Raw genomic sequence first — 19,853 nt, 5'->3', positions numbered from 1 at the left:
GGACTGTCGGCCCCGGGGTCTAGATTGGGACTATGGGGAAGACGTACGAGAGCATCGACGCTGGGCTGCGGGAGTTCATCGCGGCCCAGCCGCTCTTTTTCACCGCCACCGCGCCGACCGGCCCCGACGGGCATGTCAACGTGTCACCGAAGGGCATGGCGGGCTGCTTCGCGGTCCTTCCCGACGACCCGGGGCTGACCCGGGCAGGCCCCCTCGAAGACCCGCTGCCGGGCTCGCCCGACGCCGGATCCGAGGCCCCGATCGGCCGGGTCGCCTACCTCGACTACACCGGCAGCGGCGCCGAGAGCATCGCCCACCTGCGGCAGAACGGCCGGATCACCATCATGTTCTGCGCCTTCGAGGGCAGACCCAAGATCGTCCGGTTGTACGGGCGGGGCCTCCTGCACTTCCCCGGCGACCCCGGATTCGCCGCCCTGCGCGGGCGCTTCCCCCGGTCCGAGGACCACGGGCTGCGCGCCATCATCGAGGTCGAGGTGCACCGGATCAGCTCGTCCTGCGGGTTCGCCGTCCCGCTGATGGACTTCGTCGGCGACCGCGACCTGCTGGAAGCCTGGGCCGACAAGCGAACCCCGGAAAAACTCGTCGAGTACCGCACGGAACGCAACGCGCTCAGCATCGACGGCCTCCCCGGCTACCCGGTCCCCGCCGCGCCCGTCACCTCGTCGGGGGCCGCCGCGTCCCGGGTGTCCGGGTGAGGGCCCGCGCCGAGGAGCTGCTCCGCCGGCTCGCCGGCCCCACGGCGGTCCTCCGCGACGACCAGTGGACCGCCATCGAGGCCCTGGTCGCCGACCGCCGCCGGGTGCTCCTCGTCCAGCGCACCGGCTTCGGCAAGTCCGCCGTCTACTTCGTGGCCACCGCGCTGCTCCGCGAGCAGGGCAGCGGCCCCACGGTGATCGTCTCGCCGCTGCTCGCCCTGATGCGCAACCAGGTCGACGCGGCGGCCACCGCCGGGATCCGGGCCGCCACCATCAACTCGGCGAACCTGGACGACTGGTCGGCCGTCGAGGCGGACATCCTCGCGGGGAACGTCGACGTGCTGCTGGTCAGCCCGGAACGGCTGAACAACCCCGACTTCCGCGACCGGGTACTCCCCGTCCTCGCCGACTCCTGCGGCATGCTCGTCATCGACGAGGCGCACTGCGTCTCCGACTGGGGCCACGACTTCCGCCCCGACTACCGGCGGATCCGCACCTTCCTCGCGGGCCTGCGCCCCGGCGTCCCCGTGCTGGCCACCACCGCCACCGCCAACGAACGCGTCACGGCCGACGTGGCCGAACAACTCGCGGTGCAGGCGCCGGCCGCAGCGGCCACGGGTGCGGCGCGGCCGGGCTCCGGTCCGGCGCGGTCCGGCCCCGGCACACCGGTTCCGGCGCGGACCTCGGGCGGCGGCCCGGCGGCCGACTGGGACGACGCATGGGCCAGCGCGGAGCCCGACCTGTGGGACGAGGCCGCCCTGGCGGAGGAAGCCGACCTCGGCCAGCCCCGGGACGCCGCCCAGCCGCCCGGACGCCCCGGCCAGGACGCAGACCAACCGCTCGACCGGTCGCGCCACGACCCGCCGTCCGGACAGGCGCAGCGGGACGCGGCCCCGGCGACCGACCGGCCCGGACGGGACCCGGCCCCGGACGCCGACGTCGCGACGGAGCCGCAGGGCACCCTCGTGCTGCGCGGTCCCCTGGACCGGGAGTCCCTCCGCCTCGGCGTGCTCCGCCTGACGGACGCCGCAGAGCGCCTCGCCTGGCTCGGCGAACACCTGGCCCACCTGCCCGGCTCGGGCATCGTCTACACCCTGACCGTCGCCGCCACGGAGGAGGTGTCGGCCTACCTGCGCTCCTGCGGGTACGAGGTCGCCGCGTACTCCGGCAAGACCGACCAGGCCGAGCGGCTCGCCGCCGAGGAGGCGCTGCTCCGCAACAAGGTGAAGGCGCTGGTGGCGACCTCCGCCCTGGGCATGGGATACGACAAGCCGGACCTCGGTTTCGTCGTGCACCTGGGCGCGCCCAGCTCGCCGATCTCCTACTACCAGCAGGTCGGCCGGGCCGGTCGCGCCGTCGAGCACGCCGAGGTGCTGCTCCTGCCGGGCCGCGAGGACGAGGCCATCTGGCGGTACTTCGCCTCCGTGGCCTTCCCCGCCGCCGACCAGGTCGCCGCGGTCCTGGCCGCGCTCGGTACGAGCCCGCTGTCCACCCAGGCGCTGGAGTCGCGCACCGAGCTGCGCCGTACCCGGCTGGAACTGCTCCTCAAGGTTCTCGACGTCGACGGCGCGGTCCGCCGGGTCAAGGGCGGCTGGGTCGGCACCGGCGAACCGTGGAGCTACGACGCCGAACGCTACGCCCGGGTCACCGCCGCCCGCGACGCCGAACAGCAGGCGATGCGCGACTACTGCGCCCTCCCGACCGGCGCCTCGTCCGTCGCGACCGCTGCCCCGGACGAACCCGCCCCTCCCGGGTTCGCGGCCCCGTCCCGCCCGGTCGGCGGCGGAACCGGCGGCACCTGTCGGATGGAGTTCCTCCGGCGGCAGCTCGACGACCCGGGCGCTCGCCCGTGCGGCCGGTGCGACGGTTGCGCCGGCCCCTGGTACCCGCTGGACATCGCCCCCGCCTCCCGCGACCGGGCCCGCGCGTTCCTCGGCAAGCCCGGCGTCGAACTCGACCCGCGCAAGCTCTGGCCGACGGGCGCGCCGGCCAAGGGCAAGATCCCCGCGGGCGAACTGGCCGACTCCGGCCGCGCCGTGGGCCGGCTCTCCGACCTGGGTTGGGGCGCGCGGCTCCGCGAGGTGACCCGCGCCGACGGCCCGGTCCCCGACGACGTGTTCGCGGCCGTGATCGACGTCCTGAAGTCCTGGGGCTGGGAGCGGCGGCCCACCGCCGTGGTCGCGGTCCCGTCGCGGACCCGCCCCCAGCTCGTCTCCACGCTGACCCGCCGCCTGGCCACCGTCGGCCGGCTGACCGACCTGGGCGACCTGACCAGGATCGGCGGCGGCCCCCCGGGGGCGTACGCGGACGCGAACAGCGCGCACCGGCTCGGCGCGGTGTGGGGCGCGTTCGAGGTGCCGCCGATGGACTTCGACGGCCCGGTGCTGCTCGTCGACGACTTCGTCGATTCGGGCTGGACGATGACCGTCGCCGCCCGCGCCCTCCGCCAGGCGGGCGCCCCGGCGGTCCTGCCCCTGGTCCTGGCCCTGTCCGGCTAGGCCGAACCCCTGCGGCGCCCACCGTGGGGCGGCCGTCGGGTTCGGGTACGAAGGGAGAAGAGCCTTTGACTCCCTCCGTACCCGAACCCGACGGCCTTCTCGCGTACGGCCGGAAACGGTCCGTGGCGGGTTCGCTGGGAGAGAGTCAAAGGCTCTTCTCTCTCCCAGCGAACCCGCCACGGACTACCCCACAGCGAGTACGGAGGGGTGCCGACGCGTGGGCCGGTACCCATCAGAGGGGTTATCTGAAGATGACCGTCCGATGGGCGTTGAGCAGGATCCGGTGCTCGACGTGCCACCGCACAGCCCGGGCCAGCGTCGTGCGCTCCAGGTCCCGCCCGATCGCGACCAGGTCCTCCGGCGTGTTGGTGTGGTCCACCCGGGCGACCTCCTGCTCGATGATCGGCCCCTCGTCGAGGTCCCCGGTGACGTAGTGCGCCGTCGCCCCGACGATCTTCACGCCCCGGTCGTAGGCCTGGTGGTAGGGCCGCGCGCCCTTGAAACTGGGCAGGAACGAGTGGTGGATGTTGATCGCCCGGCCGGACAGGGCGGTGCACAACCCGTCGGACAGGATCTGCATGTACCGGGCGAGCACCACCAGGTCCACCCGCTCGGACTCGACCAGCGCGAGGAGCCGCTCCTCGGCCTCGGAGCGGGTCGCGGCGCTGATCGGGATGTGGTGGAACTTGGCCCCGTGGAAGGCGGAGAGCTGTTCGAGGTCGGGGTGGTTGCTGACCACGCCCACGATGTCGGCGCGCAGGTCGCCGTTCTCGACCCGGTAGAACAGGTCGCTGAGGCAGTGCGCGTAGCGGGACACCATGACCAGGATCCGGGGCCGGACGGCCAGGTCGTCGAACCGCCAGGTCATGTCGTAGGTCTCGGCGAGCGGCTCGAACCCGGCCCGGAGCGCGTCGACGGTGACGCCCGGGGCGGTGGTCCGCACCCGCATCAGGAACCGTCCGGTGGTCGGCTCGGCGAACTGGCGGCTGTCGACGATGTTGCCGCCGACCTCGTGCAGGTAGGCGGAGACGGCGTGCACGATCCCCGGTCGGTCGGGGCAGTCGAGCCGAAGGACGAAGTCACCCATCGCACCAGGTTAGTGGTCGGCCGCCGTGCCGCCGCCGTGCACCGCGCCGTCCCGGGGAGTGGGAGAACCACCCGCTCGGCCGACCTGCCGGGAAGCCCGCCCACCCGACGCACCAGGGAGCCCCGTCCACCCGGGCACCCGACCCACCGGGGCGCCCCGCCCACCCGCCGCGCCCGGGGCGCCGCCCCACCCCCGCCGGGCGTGGCGCGCGGCACCCGCCCCCAGGTTCCCCCTCCGGCACCGCCCCGGCACCGGATAGGCTCGACGCATGACCGTCCGCGCTCCCCTTGTCCCCGGTGTCCAGTCGCCCTGGCGGGCCGTCCCGTCGAACATCGTCCGTCCCGAGTACGTCGGCAAGAAGAAGCCGACCAGGATCGGCGAGGACGTCCAGACCCCCGAGATCATCGAGCGGATGCGGATCGCGGGCAGGCTCGCGGCGCAGGCCCTGGAGGTGGGCGGCCAGGCCGTCAAGCCGGGGGTGACGACGGACGAGATCGACCGGATCGTGCACGAGTTCCTCTGCGACCACGGGGCGTACCCGTCGACGTTGGGTTACAAGGGTTTCCCCAAGTCGTGCTGCACCTCGCTGAACGAGGTGATCTGCCACGGCATCCCCGACTCGACGGTGGTCGAGGACGGCGACATCGTGAACATCGACGTGACGGCGTACATCAACGGGGTGCACGGCGACACGAACGCGACGTTCTTCGCGGGGGAGCCGGCCGAGGAGGTCCGGCTGCTGGTGGAGCGGACCCGCGAGGCGACGATGCGCGGCATCAAGGCCGTGCGGCCGGGCCGCTCGCTGAACGTGGTGGGCCGCGTGATCGAGTCCTACGCGAAGCGGTTCGGCTACGGCGTGGTCCGCGACTTCACCGGCCACGGCATCGGCCAGACCTTCCACACGGGGCTGTACGTGCCGCACTACGACAACCCGCGCCTGGACACGGTGATCGAGGTGGGCATGACGTTCACCATCGAGCCGATGATCACGTTGGGCACGCACGACTACGACATCTGGGCCGACGAGTGGACGGTCGTGACGAAGGACCGGAAGTGGACGGCCCAGTTCGAGCACACGCTGGTCGTGACCGAGGCCGGCGCCGAGATCCTGACGGTCGCGTGAGCCAGGCCCCCGGTCGGGTGCCACCCGCCACCACCGCCCGGATCGGGGCCGTCGCCGCCGACATCGGGGCCGTCGCGTGACCAAGGCCCCGCCGGCGGTCGACCATTCGCACGCCGACGTCTCCGGCGGCTGGCTCCGCCCGGCCACGTTCGGCGCGATGGACGGCCTGGTCACCAACATCGGCCTGATCGCGGGCGTGGGCGGCGGCCGGCTGGACCCGAAGACGATCGTGCTCACGGGTCTGGCGGGCCTGGTCGCGGGGGCGATCTCGATGGCGCTGGGGGAGTACACGAGCGTCCGCACCCAGAACGAGCAGGTCGCCTTCGAGGTGGACAAGGAGCGCCGCGAGCTGGCGGTCAACCCGGAGGGCGAGGCCGACGAGCTGGCCGAGGCGTGGATCGCCCGGGGCCTGCGCGCGGATCTGGCGCACGAGGTGGCGTCGGAGCTGGCGAAGAACCCGGCGGAGGCGCTGCGGGTGCACGCCCAGGAGGAGTTGGGCGTCGACCCGGGGGAGGTGCCGAGCCCGTGGATCGCGGCGGGGTCGTCCTTCGTGTGTTTCTCGATCGGCGCGCTGATCCCGTTGCTGCCGTATCTGCTGGGTGTCGACCAGCTGTGGCCGGCCCTGGCGGCGGGCGGCGCGGGCCTGTTCGTGGCGGGCGCGATCGTGTCGCGGTGGACGCGGCGGGTGTGGTGGGCGAGCGGCCTGCGCCAGTTGACGATGGGCGCGCTGGCGGCGGGGGCGACCTACCTGATCGGCAGCCTGTTCGCCTGAGCGCGACCCACAGATCGACACCTTCATCTGGTTACGGTGGGGACGCGCTCCCGTGGGAAGGCACTGCCCACCGGCGTCGCATCATCTGCACGGACTCCCGGCCCGCCCCTGAGCCGCGTCGGACCCGCGTCGCATCATCTGCGCGTGCCCTGTCCCCGGGGTCCGCACGTTGTGGGGAACAACTAACGAGCCAGTCCGGCACACGTCACGGGTCAACCCAACAGGTCCGATATGTCCCCATCCACCGGCCGGCCGCGCTCCGCCAACGCCTCAGCTTGTGCCATCAACTTCTCGCCGACTTCGGTGCCCGTCATCTCGCCGAGTCCGGTCCGGGTGACCGCGTCGGCCGCGCCCCGGAAGTAAGTCCTGGTCAGCAGGCCCTCGACGGTGGCGGACGCGATCCGGGCCTGGGCGAGCAGCAGCACCGCCCCATCGGTGTCGTACCGCTGCGCGAGCCGCGAGGACCGCGCGTGTAGGGACATGCCCTCGTACCAGGCGGCGCGGGCGAGCGCCGAGAACTCCCGCCCGCCAGCCTCCGCGAGCCGGGCGAGGTGCGTGTCCCGCAGGGTGTCGAGCCAGCCGCCCGGGTCGTGCAACGCCGTGGTGGTCAGGTACTGGTCCGCCGCCAGCGGCCAGGTCGTCGACAGGGTGCGCGCGTGCCGCAGGTACGCGTCGGCGCTGATCACGCCCAGGTCGACGATGATCCCGTCGATCCGCCGGCTGCCGGGGCGCGGCCCGCCCCCGTCGCCGTAGGTGACCACGACCAGGTCGATGTCGCTGCCCACGGTGTCGTCGCCGTGTGCGAGGGAGCCGTGCACGCCGACCGCCCGCACGTCGGCGGCCCACCGGCGGCGGACGGCGTCGGACAGCTCTTCGGCGAGTTCCCACCGGGGGTTGGGCGCGACATCCTCACTGGACATACGGCCATTCTGCGCCCGGAAGGCACCGGTGGGGGCGCGAACTCCGAAGCCCTGTCGGCGACAGAGCGCGAAGGGGGCCGGGGGCGGGGAGCGCGGCCCAGGTCGGGCGGCCTCAGATCCGGGGCGTGGCCCCGGAGCCGGGCGTGGCCTCAGATCCGGGCGTGCCGCAACTGCCGGCCCGGCCCCTGCGGCGCGATGCCGTTGAGGTTGACGAACACCGACCGCTTGGTGACGGCGTTGCCGCTGTTGTCCAGCACGTAGCCCTCGATCCAGGCCCAGCCGTACACGCTGGACCGGCGGCCCTCGGTCTTGGTGACCCGCAGGAGCAGGGGCTTGCCGAACTGGGGGCTGGCGGACTTGGTGAGGCGTACGACGTCGCCGGGTGTGGGCATCATCGGCTCGGACCTTCGCGTTCGGTTGAGCACAGTTGTCTGGTATTGCACCGTCAGGTCAAAATTCGCACAGTGTGAAACCTGAACGACGTGGATGGCTTGTTGGTATAAGTTCGAGCCTGAGCGTACGGTGACCGTTCCTGTACGTCAAGACAGAGCGTAATTTTGTCGGTACAAGTAGTGATCGTTTTCGGAGGCGCTGATGCCGTCGCTGTACGCCACACTCGCGGACACTCTCCGCGCCGAGATAGTGGCTGGTGCCCTGCCCCCGGGCACCCAGTTACCCAGCGAACACGAGCTGGTGCAGCGTCACGGAGTCAGCAGGAACACGGTCCGCAAGGCCCTCGGCCAGCTCGTCCACGATGGACTGGTGATCAGTCGCCAGGGCAGCGGGTACTTCGTCCGTGAGCACCAGCCCGTGATCTGGCACGCCTCGCGCCCCGAGCGCAACGTGCAGACGAGTGTGCTGCCGGCCGACGCGTGGAGCCACTGTGTCCGCGAGCAGGGTCGTACCCCGGAGGAGAAGATCCGGATCGTGGTCGGCGTGCCCAACGCGCGGATCGCGGCGGCCCTGCAACTGAAGCCTGGGGAGGAGGTGGTCGGCCGGCTGCGTGAGCGCTATGTGGACGGGGTGCTGAGCACCCTCGCCGACTCCTACTACCCGGAGTCCCTGGTCCGGGACAGTCCGATCATGCTGCCCTACGACGTCCAGCCGGGGGTGTACGCGATCCTGGCCAGTCGCGGTGCCGGCTTCACCCGCAACCGGGACGAGATCATCACCCGGATGCCGAACCGCGAGGAGTCCAACCGGCTCAAGCTGGGCCCGGGTACGCCGATCGCCGAGCATCTGAGGGTCAGCTTCACGCCGAGCAACCGCCCGGTGCGTCTTCTGCTGTCCATCCTGCCCGGCGACAAGGTGACGATCGCCTACGAGAGCTTCGCGACGTAGCGTCACGAGCCGCCCCCGGGTCCCGCTAGTCCAGCACGAACGTGATCAACAGGTGTACCTGGTAGTTGGTCACGTTCCCCTTGCCGTCCAACCCGACCTTCATCTCCTTGACCCACGCGCTCGTCACGTTGCGGAGCGTGTCGTTGGCCCGGCCGATGCCGGTCTTGATCGCGTCCTCGAAACTGGTCGGCGAGGTCGCGCTGACCTCGGTGACGCGGGCGACGGTTCCAGGCATGCCGGTCCTCCAACTACAGCGAAGTATGGAATACCAGCAAAGCTAACCTACTTTTTGGGTACTAACCGGAAGATTCGGATTTTCCGCCCGGCCCGCTCGGCATAGCTGTCGTAGGCGGGCCACACCCGCGTGACCAGCCCCCACAGCCGCTCGTACTCGGCGCCGGTCGCCATCGTGGCCGTCACCGTGGACCGGGCGCCCCGGATCTCCACCGTCGCCTCGGGGTCGGCCAGGAGGTTCCCGCTCCAGGCGGGGTGCTTCTCCTGGCCCCAGTTGGAGCCGACCACGACATAGCCGTCGCCGTCCGGCGCGTACAACAGAGGATTGGTTCTGGGTTGTCCGGACTTGCGGCCCGTGGTGGTGATCAGCAGGGAGGGTAGGTCGGGCTTGCCGAGGATCATCAGCCGGCCCTTGCTCCACCGGGTGATCACCTTGTCGACGGGGACGAGCTGCCGGCCCAGCCAGGCGAACCAGCGCTGGTGCCCGAGGCGCTTCACGAGCGCGGAGTAGCGTGCCACGCCCGACAGTGTGTCAGCGTGGCACGCCGCTCCGCTAGAGGTGAATCATTCTCATGTGATCCGGCGTTCGATCGGCAACCGGGACCGGGTGAGCAGGCCCGCACCGGTCATGGCCAGCACCGGAACCGCCAGCACCACCAGAGCGAGCAGCAACCACGGCGCGTCCAGCGGCAGCGGGACGGCCACCGGCCACGCGTCCCGGTGCGACAGGTTCACCGAGAACAGCACGGCGTACATCATGCCGAGGCCGACCAGCGAGCCCATCAGACCGCCGAGGATCGCGATCACCCCCGCCTGGGACAGCGACAGCCGGCGCCGGAAGCCCGGGGTCGCGCCCACGGCGGCCAGAGTGGACAGGTCCGCGCGCCCGTCCGCCGCCGCCAGCCCGGTCGCGATCCACGCCGCGCCCAGCGTGACCAGGCACGCCGCGAGCATCAGGACCAGGAGCATCTGGGTCTTCTCCGCGTTGTACGCCGGCGTGCCCCGCTCCAGCTCCATGTACGCCCCGATCGACACGGCGTTGACCGCCGCGCGGGCCCGGTCCTCGGCACCCGTGTCCGGCAGCTTGTCCATGACCCCCACCAGCCCCACGACCTGGGGCGACATCCCGAGATCGGCGACGACCCCCGGCGGCAGGACCGCCCGGGTGCCGCCGACCGCCCCCGTCAGTACGGCGGCGGGCACCCGCACGGCCTTCCTGGTGATGGTGGGTTCGTTGACGCCGTCCTTGGCCGAGACCGTGATCTTGAGTACCTCGACCGTGCCGTCGGTGATCATGCGCGGGTTCCTGACCAGCACCTTCCCGGCCCGCAGCGCGGCGGTCGCCCGGTCGAGCTCCGCGCCGGACAGTCCGGTCACGGTCCCCAGCGCGGTGCCGTCGTCGACCAGGTACGGGACGATGTTCCCGCCCACCCGGTCGGACTCGTCGCACCGGCGGTCGGCCAGCGCGGCCTTGCGCTCGGCGGCGGTGGGCTCCCGTTCGAGCCGCTCCCAGCCGTAGGGGCACTGCTCCCGCACGGGCAGTTCGATGGCGACCTCGCACCCGGTGCGGTCCGGCGCCGCGGGGCCGCCGCCCGGCGTGCCCGAGGTGGCGCAGCTCGGGGCGGACACCTCGTGGCTGGTGCCGACCGGAAGGGCCCGGCGCAGCGTGTTCGCGACCCGGGCGCGCTCCCCGGGATCCTTGCCGGCCGAGTCCACGGACACGGCGACCCTGCCCACCGGGTACGACGGCCGGTACTCGGCGGCCTGGCGGGCCTGGTCCCCGGCGAGGTAACCGCCGAGCGCCACGCACCCGGCCACCGCCGCCATCACGGCCGCGATCGCCGGCGCCGCCGAGGCCCGGTTGCGCGCCGCGTCCCGCAGGGCGATCCGCGGTGCCAGCGGCAGGAACCGGCCGAGCCGCGACACCGCCCCGACCAGGGCGGGCGTGCACAGCACCGCGCCGAGTTCGAACGCGACCAGCCCCAGGATCAGGAGCGGGATCACCCGCTCCAGGGCCGCGAAGCTGACGGCCGCGATCCCGGTGACCACCAGGGTCAGGCCCACCGCCACCCACCGGCGCTTGGACCGGGTCACGCCCCGGCGGCCCGACAACGCCTGGACCAGGTTGACCCGGGCGGCGGAGAAGGCGGGGACGAGCGCGCCGACCAGCCCGGTGCCGACCGCGAGGCCGACCGCCGCGAGCTGCCCGAGCGGCAGGACCCGGACCCCGCCGCCGCGCTGGCCGACCAGCAGTTCCTCCAGGAACGGCCGGCCGAACACGGCCACCGCGATGCCCACCACGACCCCGACGCCGGCCGCGAGGAGGCCGAGCACGACCCCGTCGGCGAGCACGATCCGGCGGATCTGCGCCGGGGTGCCGCCGGCCGCGCCGACCAGGGCGAGTTCGCGCTGCCGACGCCGGGCGCCGACCGCGAACGCGGGACCGGCGAGCAGCACGACCTCCAGCAGGGACAGGACGACGACGAGCGTCACGTACGCGACGTCCTGCTGGTCCAGCGAGATGCCGCCGGTGCGCATGTCGTACGTCACGTAGTAGGGCACCTCGGAGCGGGCCGGCGGGTGCAGCAGCACGTCCCGGGACATCGCGACGACGCCGGACTTGTTCAGCTCGCGGACCTGGGCCCACGGCAACGCGGCCGGCAGGTCGGCCAGGTACCGGTCCGCCATGGAGGGCACCGCCGGATCGCTGTCCGGCAACGTCCCCGGCAGGGCCACGACGAACTGGTCGTTGATCCCGTCGGGGAACTCCACGAGCCCCACCACGGTGTACGACGCGGAGCCGTCCCCGAGCCGGACCACGTCCCCCACGGCGGCCCCGAGCCGGTCGGCGGCCTTCCTGCTCAGCGCCACCTGCCCGGCGCGCTTGGGCGCGGAGCCACCGACCTGACGGAGGATTCCAGCCGCCAGCGGGTCGGCGTAGTCGAGCGAGCGGGTCTCGAGTTTGGCGATCCCGGCGTCGCGCGTGGCGAACACGGCAGAGGTGCCCGACCGGTCGAGCAGGAGCCGGCTGCCGGCGGGCAGGGCCGCCGCGACCTCGTCCCGACCGGCTGGCTCAGAGGGCGGGGGCGGCTTCGACAGGTCGGGCGGGGACCAGGCCGACCGTTCGGGGTCCTGAAACAGGGCCGCCGACTGCGGCTTGATCACGGCGGCGTCGGCCGCGCCCAGGACCCGGGTGGCCCGCTCCTGTGGGGTGAGCTGGAACATGTCGTAGGTCGCGGCGGTGAAGGACACGGCCAGTACGGGCAGCATCAGCATCACCACGATCAGGGCGGACCGGCCCTTCGCGCGCCGGATCTGCCGCCACGACATCCGCAGCGTCGTACGCAGTGCGCTCACGCCCCGGCCTCCAGCAGCGAGTCGACCTCGGGCAGCGGGCCGGACGCGTCGACCATCAGGCCGTCGCGCAGGAAGACCACCCGGTCGGCCCAGGCGGCGTGCCGGGCCTCGTGGGTGACGAGCACCCCGGCGGCTCCGGCGTCGCACCGACCGCGCAGGACCCGGAGGACGGCCTCGCCGGTCTGGGAGTCCAGCGCGCCGGTCGGCTCGTCGGCCAGCACCAGGCGGCGGGGACCGACGAGCGCGCGGGCGATCGCGACCCGCTGCTGCTGGCCCCCGGACATGTCGTCGGGGAAGCGCGGGGCCAGGTCGACCAGGTCCAGCTCGGCCAGCGCCGCGAGCGCCGTCCGCCGGGCGGCGCGCACGCCGATGCCGTCGAGTTCCAGGGGCAGGGCCACGTTCTCCACGGCGGTCAGGCTGGGCAGCAGGTTGAGGTCCTGGAACACGTAGCCGATGCTCTGCCGCCGGAGTTTCGCGAGCCCCTTCTTGGTCTGGGAGCCGAGCGACTGGCCCTCGACGAGCACCTCGCCCCGGCTGGGCCGGTCCAGGCCACCGGCCAGGTGCAGCAGGGTGGACTTGCCCGAGCCGGACGGGCCCATCACGGCCACCAGTTCGCCGGCGCGGACGGTCAGGCTGACCCCGCGCAGGGCGTGCACGGCGGCCTCGCCCGTCCCGTGGGTGCGGTGGGTGTCCCGCAGTTCCAGTACCGCCGCGCCGGTCATGCCAGGCTCCGCTCGTCGTCGTGGGCCGCCACGTCCTCGGGGGTCGGCTGGGCGGAGGGCGCCGGGACCGGGTACCGCAGCAGGCTCGCCTCGCAGTGGTCGAGCCAGCGGGCCTCCGCCTCGGCCTGGAAGATCAGGGCGTCGAGCACCAGGAGCCAGGGCAGGTCGCGCGGCGGGGCGGCCCGGGACTTCAGCCGGGTGTACTCCTGCAGCGCGCGCATCGTCGCCGTCCGCTGGGTCTGCACCACGGAGGTGACGTCCACGCCCGGGGTGGTCAGCGCCAGGGACAGCTTGATGGCCAGCTCGTCGCGCGGCCGGTCGGCCCGGGCGACCGGGGTCGCGAACCACGTCGCCAGTTCCGCGTGCCCCGCGTCGGTGATCTCGAAGGGCCGCTGTCCGCCCTCGGACTCGGGCAGCGGGCGGACCAGGCCGTCGCGCTCGAGCCGGTTCAGGGTGGTGTAGACCTGCCCGATGTTGAGGGGCCAGGTCGCGCCGGTGGACTCCTCGAAGGCCACCCGCAGCTGGTACCCGTATCGCGGCCCGTGTTCCAGGGCTGCCAGAATCCCGTGCTTCACGCTCATAGCTACCGAGTATGCATACCCGGTATGGCGATGGCAAACGATCTACTGTTAAGTTTGAGAACTAATTGACAGTACTCAATCAAAGGCTCTTGGATGGGTGGACCACCACCATCAGGAGGAACCCAGTGCGCATAGCTCTCTCCGTCGCCGTCGGCCTCGCGCTCGCCGGCGCGGCCCTCAGCGTCGCCACCCCCGCCCAGGCGGGCTACCCCGGCTGCAACGGGGTCGTGATCGGCTGGCACGCCCACGGCACCTGTACGAACTTCGCGTTCCGGCTCAACGCCGAGTGCCCGGACGGCACGATCGTGCGCAGCGCGCTCACCCCGGCCCGGGGGAACGCGGACGTGTTCTGCTGGCAGAACCAGTCCGAGCAGATCCGCCGCTACTGGTTCGACTGACCGGTCCGCCGGCCCGTGCGGCGGCGACCGTTCCGGGCGGACGGCTCAGGCCGGGCGGCCCGGGAACGCGACCACCGACGGGGACACCCCGCCCACCCGCCGCCACCGGGCCGCGCGCTGCGCCGTGTCCACCAGGGCGTCCAGGGCCAGCCGGCGCTCCTCGCCCTCGGTCACCGGCAGCGCCGCCCGCCACGCCTGCGCGGCGCGCTCCTCGATCCCGACCGCCAGGGCGAGCGCGGTGGCCCGGTCGGTGACCGGGGACGGCGGCGCGTACACCGGCTCGGCGGGCGGGGGAGTGGCCCCGGCGGCGGTCAGGCGGACGACGAGGGCGTCGCGGCGCTCGCGGTGCGCGGCCTCGGCGGACCGGGCGGCCTCCAGCGCGGTGCCCTCCAGCCGGCTGCCGAGCACGCCGTAGCCGTACACGGCCGCGTGCTCGGCGGCCAGCGCGGCGGTCAACTGGGTGGCGGCGTTCACGACATCACCTCCACGTGGGTCGCGCGGCAGGCGGCGATGGAGCCGAGCAGCGCCGCGTACGCGCCCGGGATGGTCAGCACCGCGTCGTACGCGGCCTTCGCGGCCTGCTTCTCCTCCTCCAGCAACCCGGCCCTGCCCAGCGGCGCGGACCCGGAGGGGGCCACGGAACGGCTCGGCTTCGGCTTGCGGATCGCGGCGGCGACGGCCTCGGCGTGCGCCCAGTGGTCGTCCCGGATCGCGCCGAGCCGGTCGGCCAACTCGGGGGTCGCGGCGAACGCCTCCTCGTACAACCCGGCGAGCCGGACCGTCGCGTCCAGGTGCCCGGCCAGCGGGTTCGGCGGGGGCGGACCGGCCTGCTTGTCGAACAGCCCGCAGCCGGCGAGCCCCACGGCGGCGGCGAGCCCGACGAGCGTGCCGAGGGCCTGACGGCGGGAGATGGGTTCCATGCGCACCCGGACGAGGGTAGCCGGCCGGACGGCGGCGCGCCGGGCGAGCGCGCCGCGAGGACCGCGGGGGCGGCGGGTTACGCTCATACCCCCGGTCGGCGCCTCGTGGCCCACCGGTGGTGCTGACTTATAACTGGAGGTGTTCGGGCGATGGCGAGTCTGACCGCGCTGAAAACCCGGATGACCGAGATCGTCGCCCCCGCCGTGACCGGCGCCGGCTACGACCTGGAGGACCTCGCCGTGTCCCGGGTGGGCCGGCGGCTGCTGGTCCGGATCACCGTCGACGGCGACAACGGCGTGAACCTCGACACCGTCGCGGAGCTGTCCCGGCTCATCTCGGACGGGCTCGACGCGCACGAGGCGGAACTGGGCTCCGAGCCGTACACCCTGGAGGTGTCCTCGCCCGGGGTGGACCGGCAGTTGACGACGGCGCGGCACTGGCGGCGGTCCGTGGGCCGGCTGGTGAAGACGGCGTCCGCCGGCACCGGCCGGGTGGTGTCCGTGGCCGACGAGGTCGTCACGCTCGACGTCGACGGCACGGAGAAGCAGCTCACGGTCGCCGAACTCGGCCCCGGCCGGATCCAGGTGGAGTTCACCCGGGTGAACGAGGCGTTCCCCGACGAGGACGACATCGACGACGAAGACTTCGAAGACGACGACGCCGAGCTAGCTACCGCTGAAGTGGAAGAAGAGGATCAGAAATGAACATCGACCTCGCCGCCCTCCGCGAACTGGAGCGTGAGCGGGAGATCCCGTTCGAGACGATCCTGCACGCGATCGAGTCGGCCCTGCTCACCGCCTACCGGCACACCGAGGGCGCCGTCCCGCAGGCCCGGGTGGACATCGACCGGCGCACCGGCGTCGCCTCCGTGATGGCCACCGAGCGCGGCCCGGACGGCACGATCGTCCGCGAGTGGGACGACACCCCGCACGACTTCGGCCGGATCGCGGCCATGACCGCCAAGCAGGTCATCCTCCAGCGGCTGCGCGAGGCCACCGACGACGTCAACTTCGGCGAGTACGTCGGCAAGGAGGGCGACATCGTCACCGGTGTCGTGCAGGCCGACGGCGCGCGGGCCGAGAAGGGCATCGTCGCCATCGACCTGGGCAAGGTCGAGGCCGTGCTGCCGCAGTCCGAGCAGGTCCCCGGCGAGCTGTACGAGCACGGCATGCGGATCAAGTGCCTGGTCGTCCATGTCGCCAAGGGTTTCCGCGGCCCGCAGATCACCGTGTCGCGCTCGCACCCGAACCTGGTGAAGAAGCTGTTCTCCCTCGAGGTGCCCGAGATCGCCGACCGGACCGTGGAGATCATGTCCGTGGCGCGCGAGGCCGGCCACCGCACCAAGATCGCGGTGCACTCGGCGGTGCAGGGCGTCAACGCCAAGGGCTCGTGCATCGGCCCGATGGGTACCCGGGTCCGCGCCGTCATGAGCGAGCTGCACGGCGAGAAGATCGACATCATCGACTGGGCGGAGGACCCGGCGCAGTACGTGGGCAACGCCCTCTCGCCGGCCCGCGCGCTGTCCGTCGAGGTGGTCGACCCGGTGGCCCGCGCGGCCCGGGTCGTCGTACCCGACTTCCAGCTCTCCCTCGCGATCGGCAAGGAAGGGCAGAATGCCCGACTTGCGGCCCGGCTGACCGGATGGCGGATCGACATCCGTTCCGACGCCGAGGGTCAGGGCGATCACGGAAACGAGGCTGGCGGGGCGCGTCGGGGAGCGACGGGGTAGACTTCCTCGTGGTACGTCGCGCAAATCCGTCTCGAACCCAGCCGATCAGGCTGTGTGTCGGTTGTCGGACGCGCGCGCCAGCCTCCGAGTTACTGCGAGTGGTCGTTGTGGGGTGCGCTGTCACCCCTGATCCCCGCCGCAGGCTGCCGGGCCGAGGTGCGAGTCTGCATCCCGTTCCGGCCTGTCTCACGCTGGCAGAGCGGCGCAGGGCCTTCGGCCGGGCGCTGCGGGAGACGGGTGTCCTGGACACCGGTCCGCTGCTGGAGTTTCTTGGAGTTGCCGATGGCGGTGTCACCCCGACGCCGCACGGATCCCGTAACAAGGCAGGTCGACCAGCATGAGCATCCGATGAAGCAGCTGCAATGAGCCAGCTTCCGATGCACGAGTGAGGTTGCTGCGGGTCTTTGCCCGCACGACCTCGGAACCTAGAGGAGTGCAGTGGCAGGAAAGGCCCGCGTACACGAGCTCGCCAAAGAGCTCGGGGTCGAGAGCAAGACCGTGCTCGCCAAGTTGAAGGACATGGGCGAGTTCGTCAAGTCAGCATCCAGCACCGTTGAGGCGCCGGTCGCCCGGCGACTCCGTGACGCCATGGCGGCGTCCGGTGCCCCGTCAGCGGCTCCGGCCGCGCCGGCTGCCACCCCGTCCGCTCCGGCGGCCCCGGTGAGCAGCCCGACCTCCGTTGGCCCGAAGCCGACGGACGCCAAGCCGATGGCCCCCCGGCCCGGTGTGCCCGGCCCGCCGCGGAAGGCCGTTCCCGGCCCTAAGCCGCAGGCCCCGGTCGCGCCGTCGCCCAAGTTGGCCAGCGCGCACGACATCGAGGTCGCCGCGGCCGAGGCCCGCGCGACCCAGCTGAAGAAGGACCAGGAGGCCGCTCAGGCCGCCGCGGCCAAGCAGCGTGCCGAGGCCAAGGCTGCCCCGCAGCCGAAGCCCGGTGGTGCGCCCGCCGCCCCGGCGCGTCCGGCCGGCCCCGCCGGCGGTCCGACGGGCGGTGCCCCGCGTCCGGGGCCGCGTCCCGGCCCGCGGTCCGGCAGCGCCAGCAACAACCCGTTCGGGATCACCCCCGGCGGTAACCAGCCCGCTCCCCGTCCGGCTCCGGCCGCCGGTGGCGCTCCCCGTCCGGCCTCGCCGGCGGGTGGCATCCCCCGGCCGAGCCCGGCCAGCATGCCGCCGCGGCCCAGCCCGGCGTCCATGCCGAACCGTCCGGGTCCCCGACCCGGTGGTGCTCCGGGTCGTCCCGGTGGTCCGGGTGCCGGTGCCGGTCGTCCCGGTGGTCCGGGTGCCGGCGCGGGTCGTCCCGGCGGCGGTCCCGGCGGTGCCGGTGGCGGCTTCCGTGGCGGTCCCGGTGGTGGCGGCGGCGGTGGCGGCTTCCGCCCCGGCGGCGGTGGCGGTGCTCCCGGTGGCGGTTTCCGTCCCGGTGGTGCCCCCGGCGGTGCCCCCAGCGGCGGCGGTGGTCGTCCGGGTGGCGGCGGCCGTGGTCGCGGTGGCGGCACGGCGGGTGCGTTCGGTCGTCCGGGTGGCAAGCCCGCGCGCGGACGGAAGTCGAAGAAGCAGAGGCGTCAGGAGTTCGACAACCTGTCGGCCCCGACGATGAGCTCGGGCGCTCCCCGCGGTCGTGGCGAAGAGATTCGTCTGCCCCGTGGCGCGTCGCTCTCCGACTTCGCCGACCGGATCAACGCGAACCCGGGCTCGCTCGTCCAGGAGATGTTCAACCTGGGTGAGATGGTCACGGCGACGCAGTCCTGCTCCGACGACACGATCATGCTGCTCGCCGAGCACCTGGGCTACACGATCTCGATCGTCAGCCCGGAGGACGAGGACCGCGAGCTGCTCGCGCAGTTCAACATCGACCTCGACGCGGAGGTGGACGTCGACCGGCTGGTCGTGCGTGCCCCGATCGTCACGGTCATGGGTCACGTCGACCACGGTAAGACGAAGCTGCTCGACGCGATCCGCAAGTCCAACGTCGTGGCCGGCGAGTCGGGTGGCATCACCCAGCACATCGGCGCGTACCAGGTGCGGGTCGAGCACGAGGGCATCGACCGCGCGGTCACCTTCATCGACACCCCGGGTCACGAGGCCTTCACGGCCATGCGTGCCCGTGGCGCCAACGTCACGGACATCGTGGTGCTGGTGGTCGCGGCCGACGACGGCGTCATGCCCCAGACGATCGAGGCCCTCAACCACGCGAAGGCCGCCGAGGCCCCCGTCGTGGTCGCGGTCAACAAGATCGACAAGGAAGGCGCCAACCCGGACAAGGTGCGCCAGCAGCTCACCGAGTACGGCCTGGTCGCCGAGGAGTACGGCGGCGACACGATGTTCGTGGACGTCGCGGCGAAGCCGGGCATCGGCATCGACAAGCTGCTCGAGGCGATCCTGCTCACCGCGGACGCCTCGCTGGAGCTGACCGCGCCGATCGACGGCCACGCCCAGGGTGTGTCCATCGAGGCCCACCTGGACAAGGGTCGGGGCCCCGTGGCCACCGTCCTGGTCCAGAAGGGCACGCTGCGGGTCGGCGACTCGATCGTGGCCGGCAACGCCTACGGGCGCGTCCGGGCCATGCTCGACGACACCGGTACGCCGCTCACCGAGGCGGGTCCGGCGACGCCGGTCCAGGTCCTGGGTCTGACCGCCGTGCCGGGCGCCGGGGACACGTTCCTGGCGGCCGACGACGACCGCACGGTCCGGCAGATCGCCGAGCAGCGCGCCGCACGCCGTCGCGCCGCCCAGATGGCGAACAACCGTGGCCGCGCCACTCTCGAGTCGCTCATGGAGCAGCTCAAGGAGGGCGAGAAGACGACCCTGTCCCTCATCCTCAAGGGTGACGTGTCCGGTTCGGTCGAGGCCCTGGAAGACGCGCTGTTCAAGTTGGACATCCCCGAGGAGGTCCAGCTCAAGGTCATCCACCGCGGTGTCGGTGCGATCACCGAGAACGACGTCAACCTGGCGAGTGCCTCGTCCGGCGAGAACGCCACGATCATCGGCTTCAACGTCCGCGCGACGTCGCAGTCGAAGGAGCTGGCGGACCGCGAGGGCGTCGAGATCCGGTACTACACGGTGATCTACCAGGTTCTCGAGGAGATCGAGGCCGCGCTCAAGGGCATGCTCAAGCCGGTCTACGAGCAGGCCGACCTCGGTACCGCCGAGGTCCGCGAGGTCTTCAAGTCCTCGAAGATCGGTACGATCGCGGGTTGCATCGTGCGCTCCGGCATCATCCGGCGGAACACGAAGGCCCGGCTCATCCGGGACGGCGCGGTCGTGGCCGACAACCTGTCGATCACCTCGCTCCGGCGTTTCAAGGACGACGCGACCGAGGTCCGCGAGGGCTTCGAGTGTGGTATCACGCTCGGATCCTTCAACGACATCAAGGCCGAGGACGTCATCGAGACGTGGGAGATGCGCGAGAAGCCGCGCGCGTAAGTTCACGATGGGGGCCCGGAGACTACTCCGGGCCCCC

Annotated in this window: 20 protein-coding genes; 10 read left to right on the top strand and 10 right to left on the bottom strand. The window is 72.5% G+C overall.

Annotation, left to right across the window (positions count from 1 at the left end; all coding sequences use genetic code 11):
• Window positions 1–32 precede the first annotated feature (32 nt).
• Window positions 33–716 carry a pyridoxamine 5'-phosphate oxidase family protein gene (locus tag AB0M43_RS19845; protein WP_363726632.1) on the top strand — a complete coding sequence of 228 codons (684 nt, stop codon included), beginning with the start codon at window positions 33–35 and terminating at the stop codon, window positions 714–716.
• The gene (locus tag AB0M43_RS19840; protein WP_363726630.1) at window positions 713–3,214 is read left to right on the top strand and encodes a DEAD/DEAH box helicase; all 2,502 of its coding nucleotides are present in this window, start codon (window positions 713–715) and stop codon (window positions 3,212–3,214) included. Before AB0M43_RS19845 ends, AB0M43_RS19840 begins: the two co-directional genes overlap by 4 nt.
• A gap of 241 nt (window positions 3,215–3,455) precedes the next feature.
• On the opposite strand, the gene purU is transcribed toward AB0M43_RS19840, so the two are convergent.
• Window positions 3,456–4,301 carry a formyltetrahydrofolate deformylase gene (gene purU / locus AB0M43_RS19835; protein WP_363726628.1) on the bottom strand — a complete coding sequence of 282 codons (846 nt, stop codon included), beginning with the start codon at window positions 4,299–4,301 and terminating at the stop codon, window positions 3,456–3,458.
• Between the two features lie 268 nt (window positions 4,302–4,569).
• Here purU and map point away from each other — a divergent pair, with 268 nt between their 5' ends.
• Both map and AB0M43_RS19825 read left to right on the top strand, forming a co-directional pair.
• On the top strand, window positions 4,570–5,424 hold the full coding sequence (gene map, locus AB0M43_RS19830; protein ID WP_363726627.1) for a type I methionyl aminopeptidase: 855 nt from the start codon (window positions 4,570–4,572) through the stop codon (window positions 5,422–5,424).
• A 76-nt stretch (window positions 5,425–5,500) separates the two neighbouring features.
• On the top strand, window positions 5,501–6,196 hold the full coding sequence (locus AB0M43_RS19825) for a VIT1/CCC1 transporter family protein (protein ID WP_363726625.1): 696 nt from the start codon (window positions 5,501–5,503) through the stop codon (window positions 6,194–6,196).
• A gap of 212 nt (window positions 6,197–6,408) precedes the next feature.
• Here the strand turns inward: AB0M43_RS19825 and AB0M43_RS19820 are convergent, their stop codons facing one another.
• Together AB0M43_RS19820 and AB0M43_RS19815 are read right to left on the bottom strand one after the other, a co-directional pair.
• Entirely contained in the window at window positions 6,409–7,116 is a 708-nt protein-coding gene (locus AB0M43_RS19820) for a nucleotidyltransferase domain-containing protein (protein WP_363726623.1), read from the bottom strand.
• 149 nt (window positions 7,117–7,265) lie between these two features.
• Window positions 7,266–7,511 (bottom strand): hypothetical protein, encoded by a 246-nt coding sequence (locus tag AB0M43_RS19815; RefSeq protein WP_363726621.1) that lies wholly within the window; start codon window positions 7,509–7,511, stop codon window positions 7,266–7,268.
• Window positions 7,512–7,710: 199 nt separating this feature from the next.
• Here AB0M43_RS19815 and AB0M43_RS19810 point away from each other — a divergent pair, with 199 nt between their 5' ends.
• Window positions 7,711–8,457 (top strand): GntR family transcriptional regulator, encoded by a 747-nt coding sequence (locus tag AB0M43_RS19810; protein WP_363726619.1) that lies wholly within the window; start codon window positions 7,711–7,713, stop codon window positions 8,455–8,457.
• Window positions 8,458–8,482: 25 nt separating this feature from the next.
• On the opposite strand, the gene AB0M43_RS19805 is transcribed toward AB0M43_RS19810, so the two are convergent.
• The 5 genes from AB0M43_RS19805 to AB0M43_RS19785 are packed head-to-tail and all read right to left on the bottom strand — an operon-like array spanning window position 8,483 to window position 13,351.
• Window positions 8,483–8,692, bottom strand: a complete 210-nt coding sequence (locus AB0M43_RS19805; RefSeq protein WP_363726617.1) for a dodecin family protein — start codon at window positions 8,690–8,692, stop codon at window positions 8,483–8,485.
• A gap of 47 nt (window positions 8,693–8,739) precedes the next feature.
• Window positions 8,740–9,210, bottom strand: a complete 471-nt coding sequence (locus AB0M43_RS19800) for a nitroreductase family deazaflavin-dependent oxidoreductase (protein WP_363726615.1) — start codon at window positions 9,208–9,210, stop codon at window positions 8,740–8,742.
• Between the two features lie 51 nt (window positions 9,211–9,261).
• Complete coding sequence (locus AB0M43_RS19795) at window positions 9,262–12,048, bottom strand: FtsX-like permease family protein (protein ID WP_363726613.1); 2,787 nt, start codon at window positions 12,046–12,048, stop codon at window positions 9,262–9,264.
• Window positions 12,045–12,770 carry an ABC transporter ATP-binding protein gene (locus tag AB0M43_RS19790; protein ID WP_363726611.1) on the bottom strand — a complete coding sequence of 242 codons (726 nt, stop codon included), beginning with the start codon at window positions 12,768–12,770 and terminating at the stop codon, window positions 12,045–12,047. Before AB0M43_RS19790 ends, AB0M43_RS19795 begins: the two co-directional genes overlap by 4 nt.
• A complete protein-coding gene (locus AB0M43_RS19785; protein WP_363726609.1) occupies window positions 12,767–13,351 on the bottom strand; it encodes a PadR family transcriptional regulator in 585 nt (194 codons plus the stop codon). Before AB0M43_RS19785 ends, AB0M43_RS19790 begins: the two co-directional genes overlap by 4 nt.
• Window positions 13,352–13,476: 125 nt before the next feature.
• Between AB0M43_RS19785 and AB0M43_RS19780 the strand changes: the two genes are divergently transcribed.
• Complete coding sequence (locus tag AB0M43_RS19780; protein WP_363726607.1) at window positions 13,477–13,749, top strand: hypothetical protein; 273 nt, start codon at window positions 13,477–13,479, stop codon at window positions 13,747–13,749.
• A 45-nt stretch (window positions 13,750–13,794) separates the two neighbouring features.
• On the opposite strand, the gene AB0M43_RS19775 is transcribed toward AB0M43_RS19780, so the two are convergent.
• Both AB0M43_RS19775 and AB0M43_RS19770 read right to left on the bottom strand, forming a co-directional pair.
• Window positions 13,795–14,223 (bottom strand): ferritin-like domain-containing protein, encoded by a 429-nt coding sequence (locus tag AB0M43_RS19775; RefSeq protein ID WP_363726605.1) that lies wholly within the window; start codon window positions 14,221–14,223, stop codon window positions 13,795–13,797.
• Complete coding sequence (locus AB0M43_RS19770) at window positions 14,220–14,675, bottom strand: hypothetical protein (RefSeq protein ID WP_363726603.1); 456 nt, start codon at window positions 14,673–14,675, stop codon at window positions 14,220–14,222. The genes AB0M43_RS19775 and AB0M43_RS19770 overlap by 4 nt, the downstream gene beginning before the upstream one ends.
• Window positions 14,676–14,819: 144 nt before the next feature.
• Here AB0M43_RS19770 and rimP point away from each other — a divergent pair, with 144 nt between their 5' ends.
• The 4 genes from rimP to infB all read left to right on the top strand — a co-directional run bounded on the left by rimP (window position 14,820) and on the right by infB (window position 19,816).
• Window positions 14,820–15,374 (top strand): ribosome maturation factor RimP, encoded by a 555-nt coding sequence (gene rimP / locus AB0M43_RS19765; protein WP_363726602.1) that lies wholly within the window; start codon window positions 14,820–14,822, stop codon window positions 15,372–15,374.
• On the top strand, window positions 15,371–16,399 hold the full coding sequence (gene nusA, locus AB0M43_RS19760; protein WP_363726600.1) for a transcription termination factor NusA: 1,029 nt from the start codon (window positions 15,371–15,373) through the stop codon (window positions 16,397–16,399). The genes rimP and nusA overlap by 4 nt, the downstream gene beginning before the upstream one ends.
• Before the next feature lie 8 nt (window positions 16,400–16,407).
• Window positions 16,408–16,740, top strand: a complete 333-nt coding sequence (locus tag AB0M43_RS19755; RefSeq protein ID WP_363726598.1) for a YlxR family protein — start codon at window positions 16,408–16,410, stop codon at window positions 16,738–16,740.
• 97 nt (window positions 16,741–16,837) lie between these two features.
• The gene (gene infB, locus AB0M43_RS19750; RefSeq protein WP_363726596.1) at window positions 16,838–19,816 is read left to right on the top strand and encodes a translation initiation factor IF-2; all 2,979 of its coding nucleotides are present in this window, start codon (window positions 16,838–16,840) and stop codon (window positions 19,814–19,816) included.
• Window positions 19,817–19,853: the final 37 nt, after the last annotated feature.

It is taken from the genome of Longispora sp. NPDC051575, assembly GCF_040681875.1.
Classification (GTDB): domain Bacteria; phylum Actinomycetota; class Actinomycetes; order Mycobacteriales; family Micromonosporaceae; genus Longispora.
The sequence above is the reverse complement of the archived record's forward strand: the minus strand, read 5'-3'. Positions and strand labels throughout refer to the sequence as shown.

Coding starts and splice junctions, on each gene's coding strand:
- AB0M43_RS19845 (WP_363726632.1), top strand. CDS start 33: ATGGGGAAGACGTACGAGAGCATCGACGCTGGGCTGCGGGAGTTCATC.
- purU (WP_363726628.1), bottom strand. CDS start 4,301: ATGGGTGACTTCGTCCTTCGGCTCGACTGCCCCGACCGACCGGGGATC.
- map (WP_363726627.1), top strand. CDS start 4,570: ATGACCGTCCGCGCTCCCCTTGTCCCCGGTGTCCAGTCGCCCTGGCGG.
- AB0M43_RS19820 (WP_363726623.1), bottom strand. CDS start 7,116: ATGTCCAGTGAGGATGTCGCGCCCAACCCCCGGTGGGAACTCGCCGAA.
- AB0M43_RS19815 (WP_363726621.1), bottom strand. CDS start 7,511: ATGATGCCCACACCCGGCGACGTCGTACGCCTCACCAAGTCCGCCAGC.
- AB0M43_RS19810 (WP_363726619.1), top strand. CDS start 7,711: ATGCCGTCGCTGTACGCCACACTCGCGGACACTCTCCGCGCCGAGATA.
- AB0M43_RS19805 (WP_363726617.1), bottom strand. CDS start 8,692: ATGCCTGGAACCGTCGCCCGCGTCACCGAGGTCAGCGCGACCTCGCCG.
- AB0M43_RS19790 (WP_363726611.1), bottom strand. CDS start 12,770: ATGACCGGCGCGGCGGTACTGGAACTGCGGGACACCCACCGCACCCAC.
- AB0M43_RS19785 (WP_363726609.1), bottom strand. CDS start 13,351: ATGAGCGTGAAGCACGGGATTCTGGCAGCCCTGGAACACGGGCCGCGA.
- rimP (WP_363726602.1), top strand. CDS start 14,820: ATGGCGAGTCTGACCGCGCTGAAAACCCGGATGACCGAGATCGTCGCC.
- nusA (WP_363726600.1), top strand. CDS start 15,371: ATGAACATCGACCTCGCCGCCCTCCGCGAACTGGAGCGTGAGCGGGAG.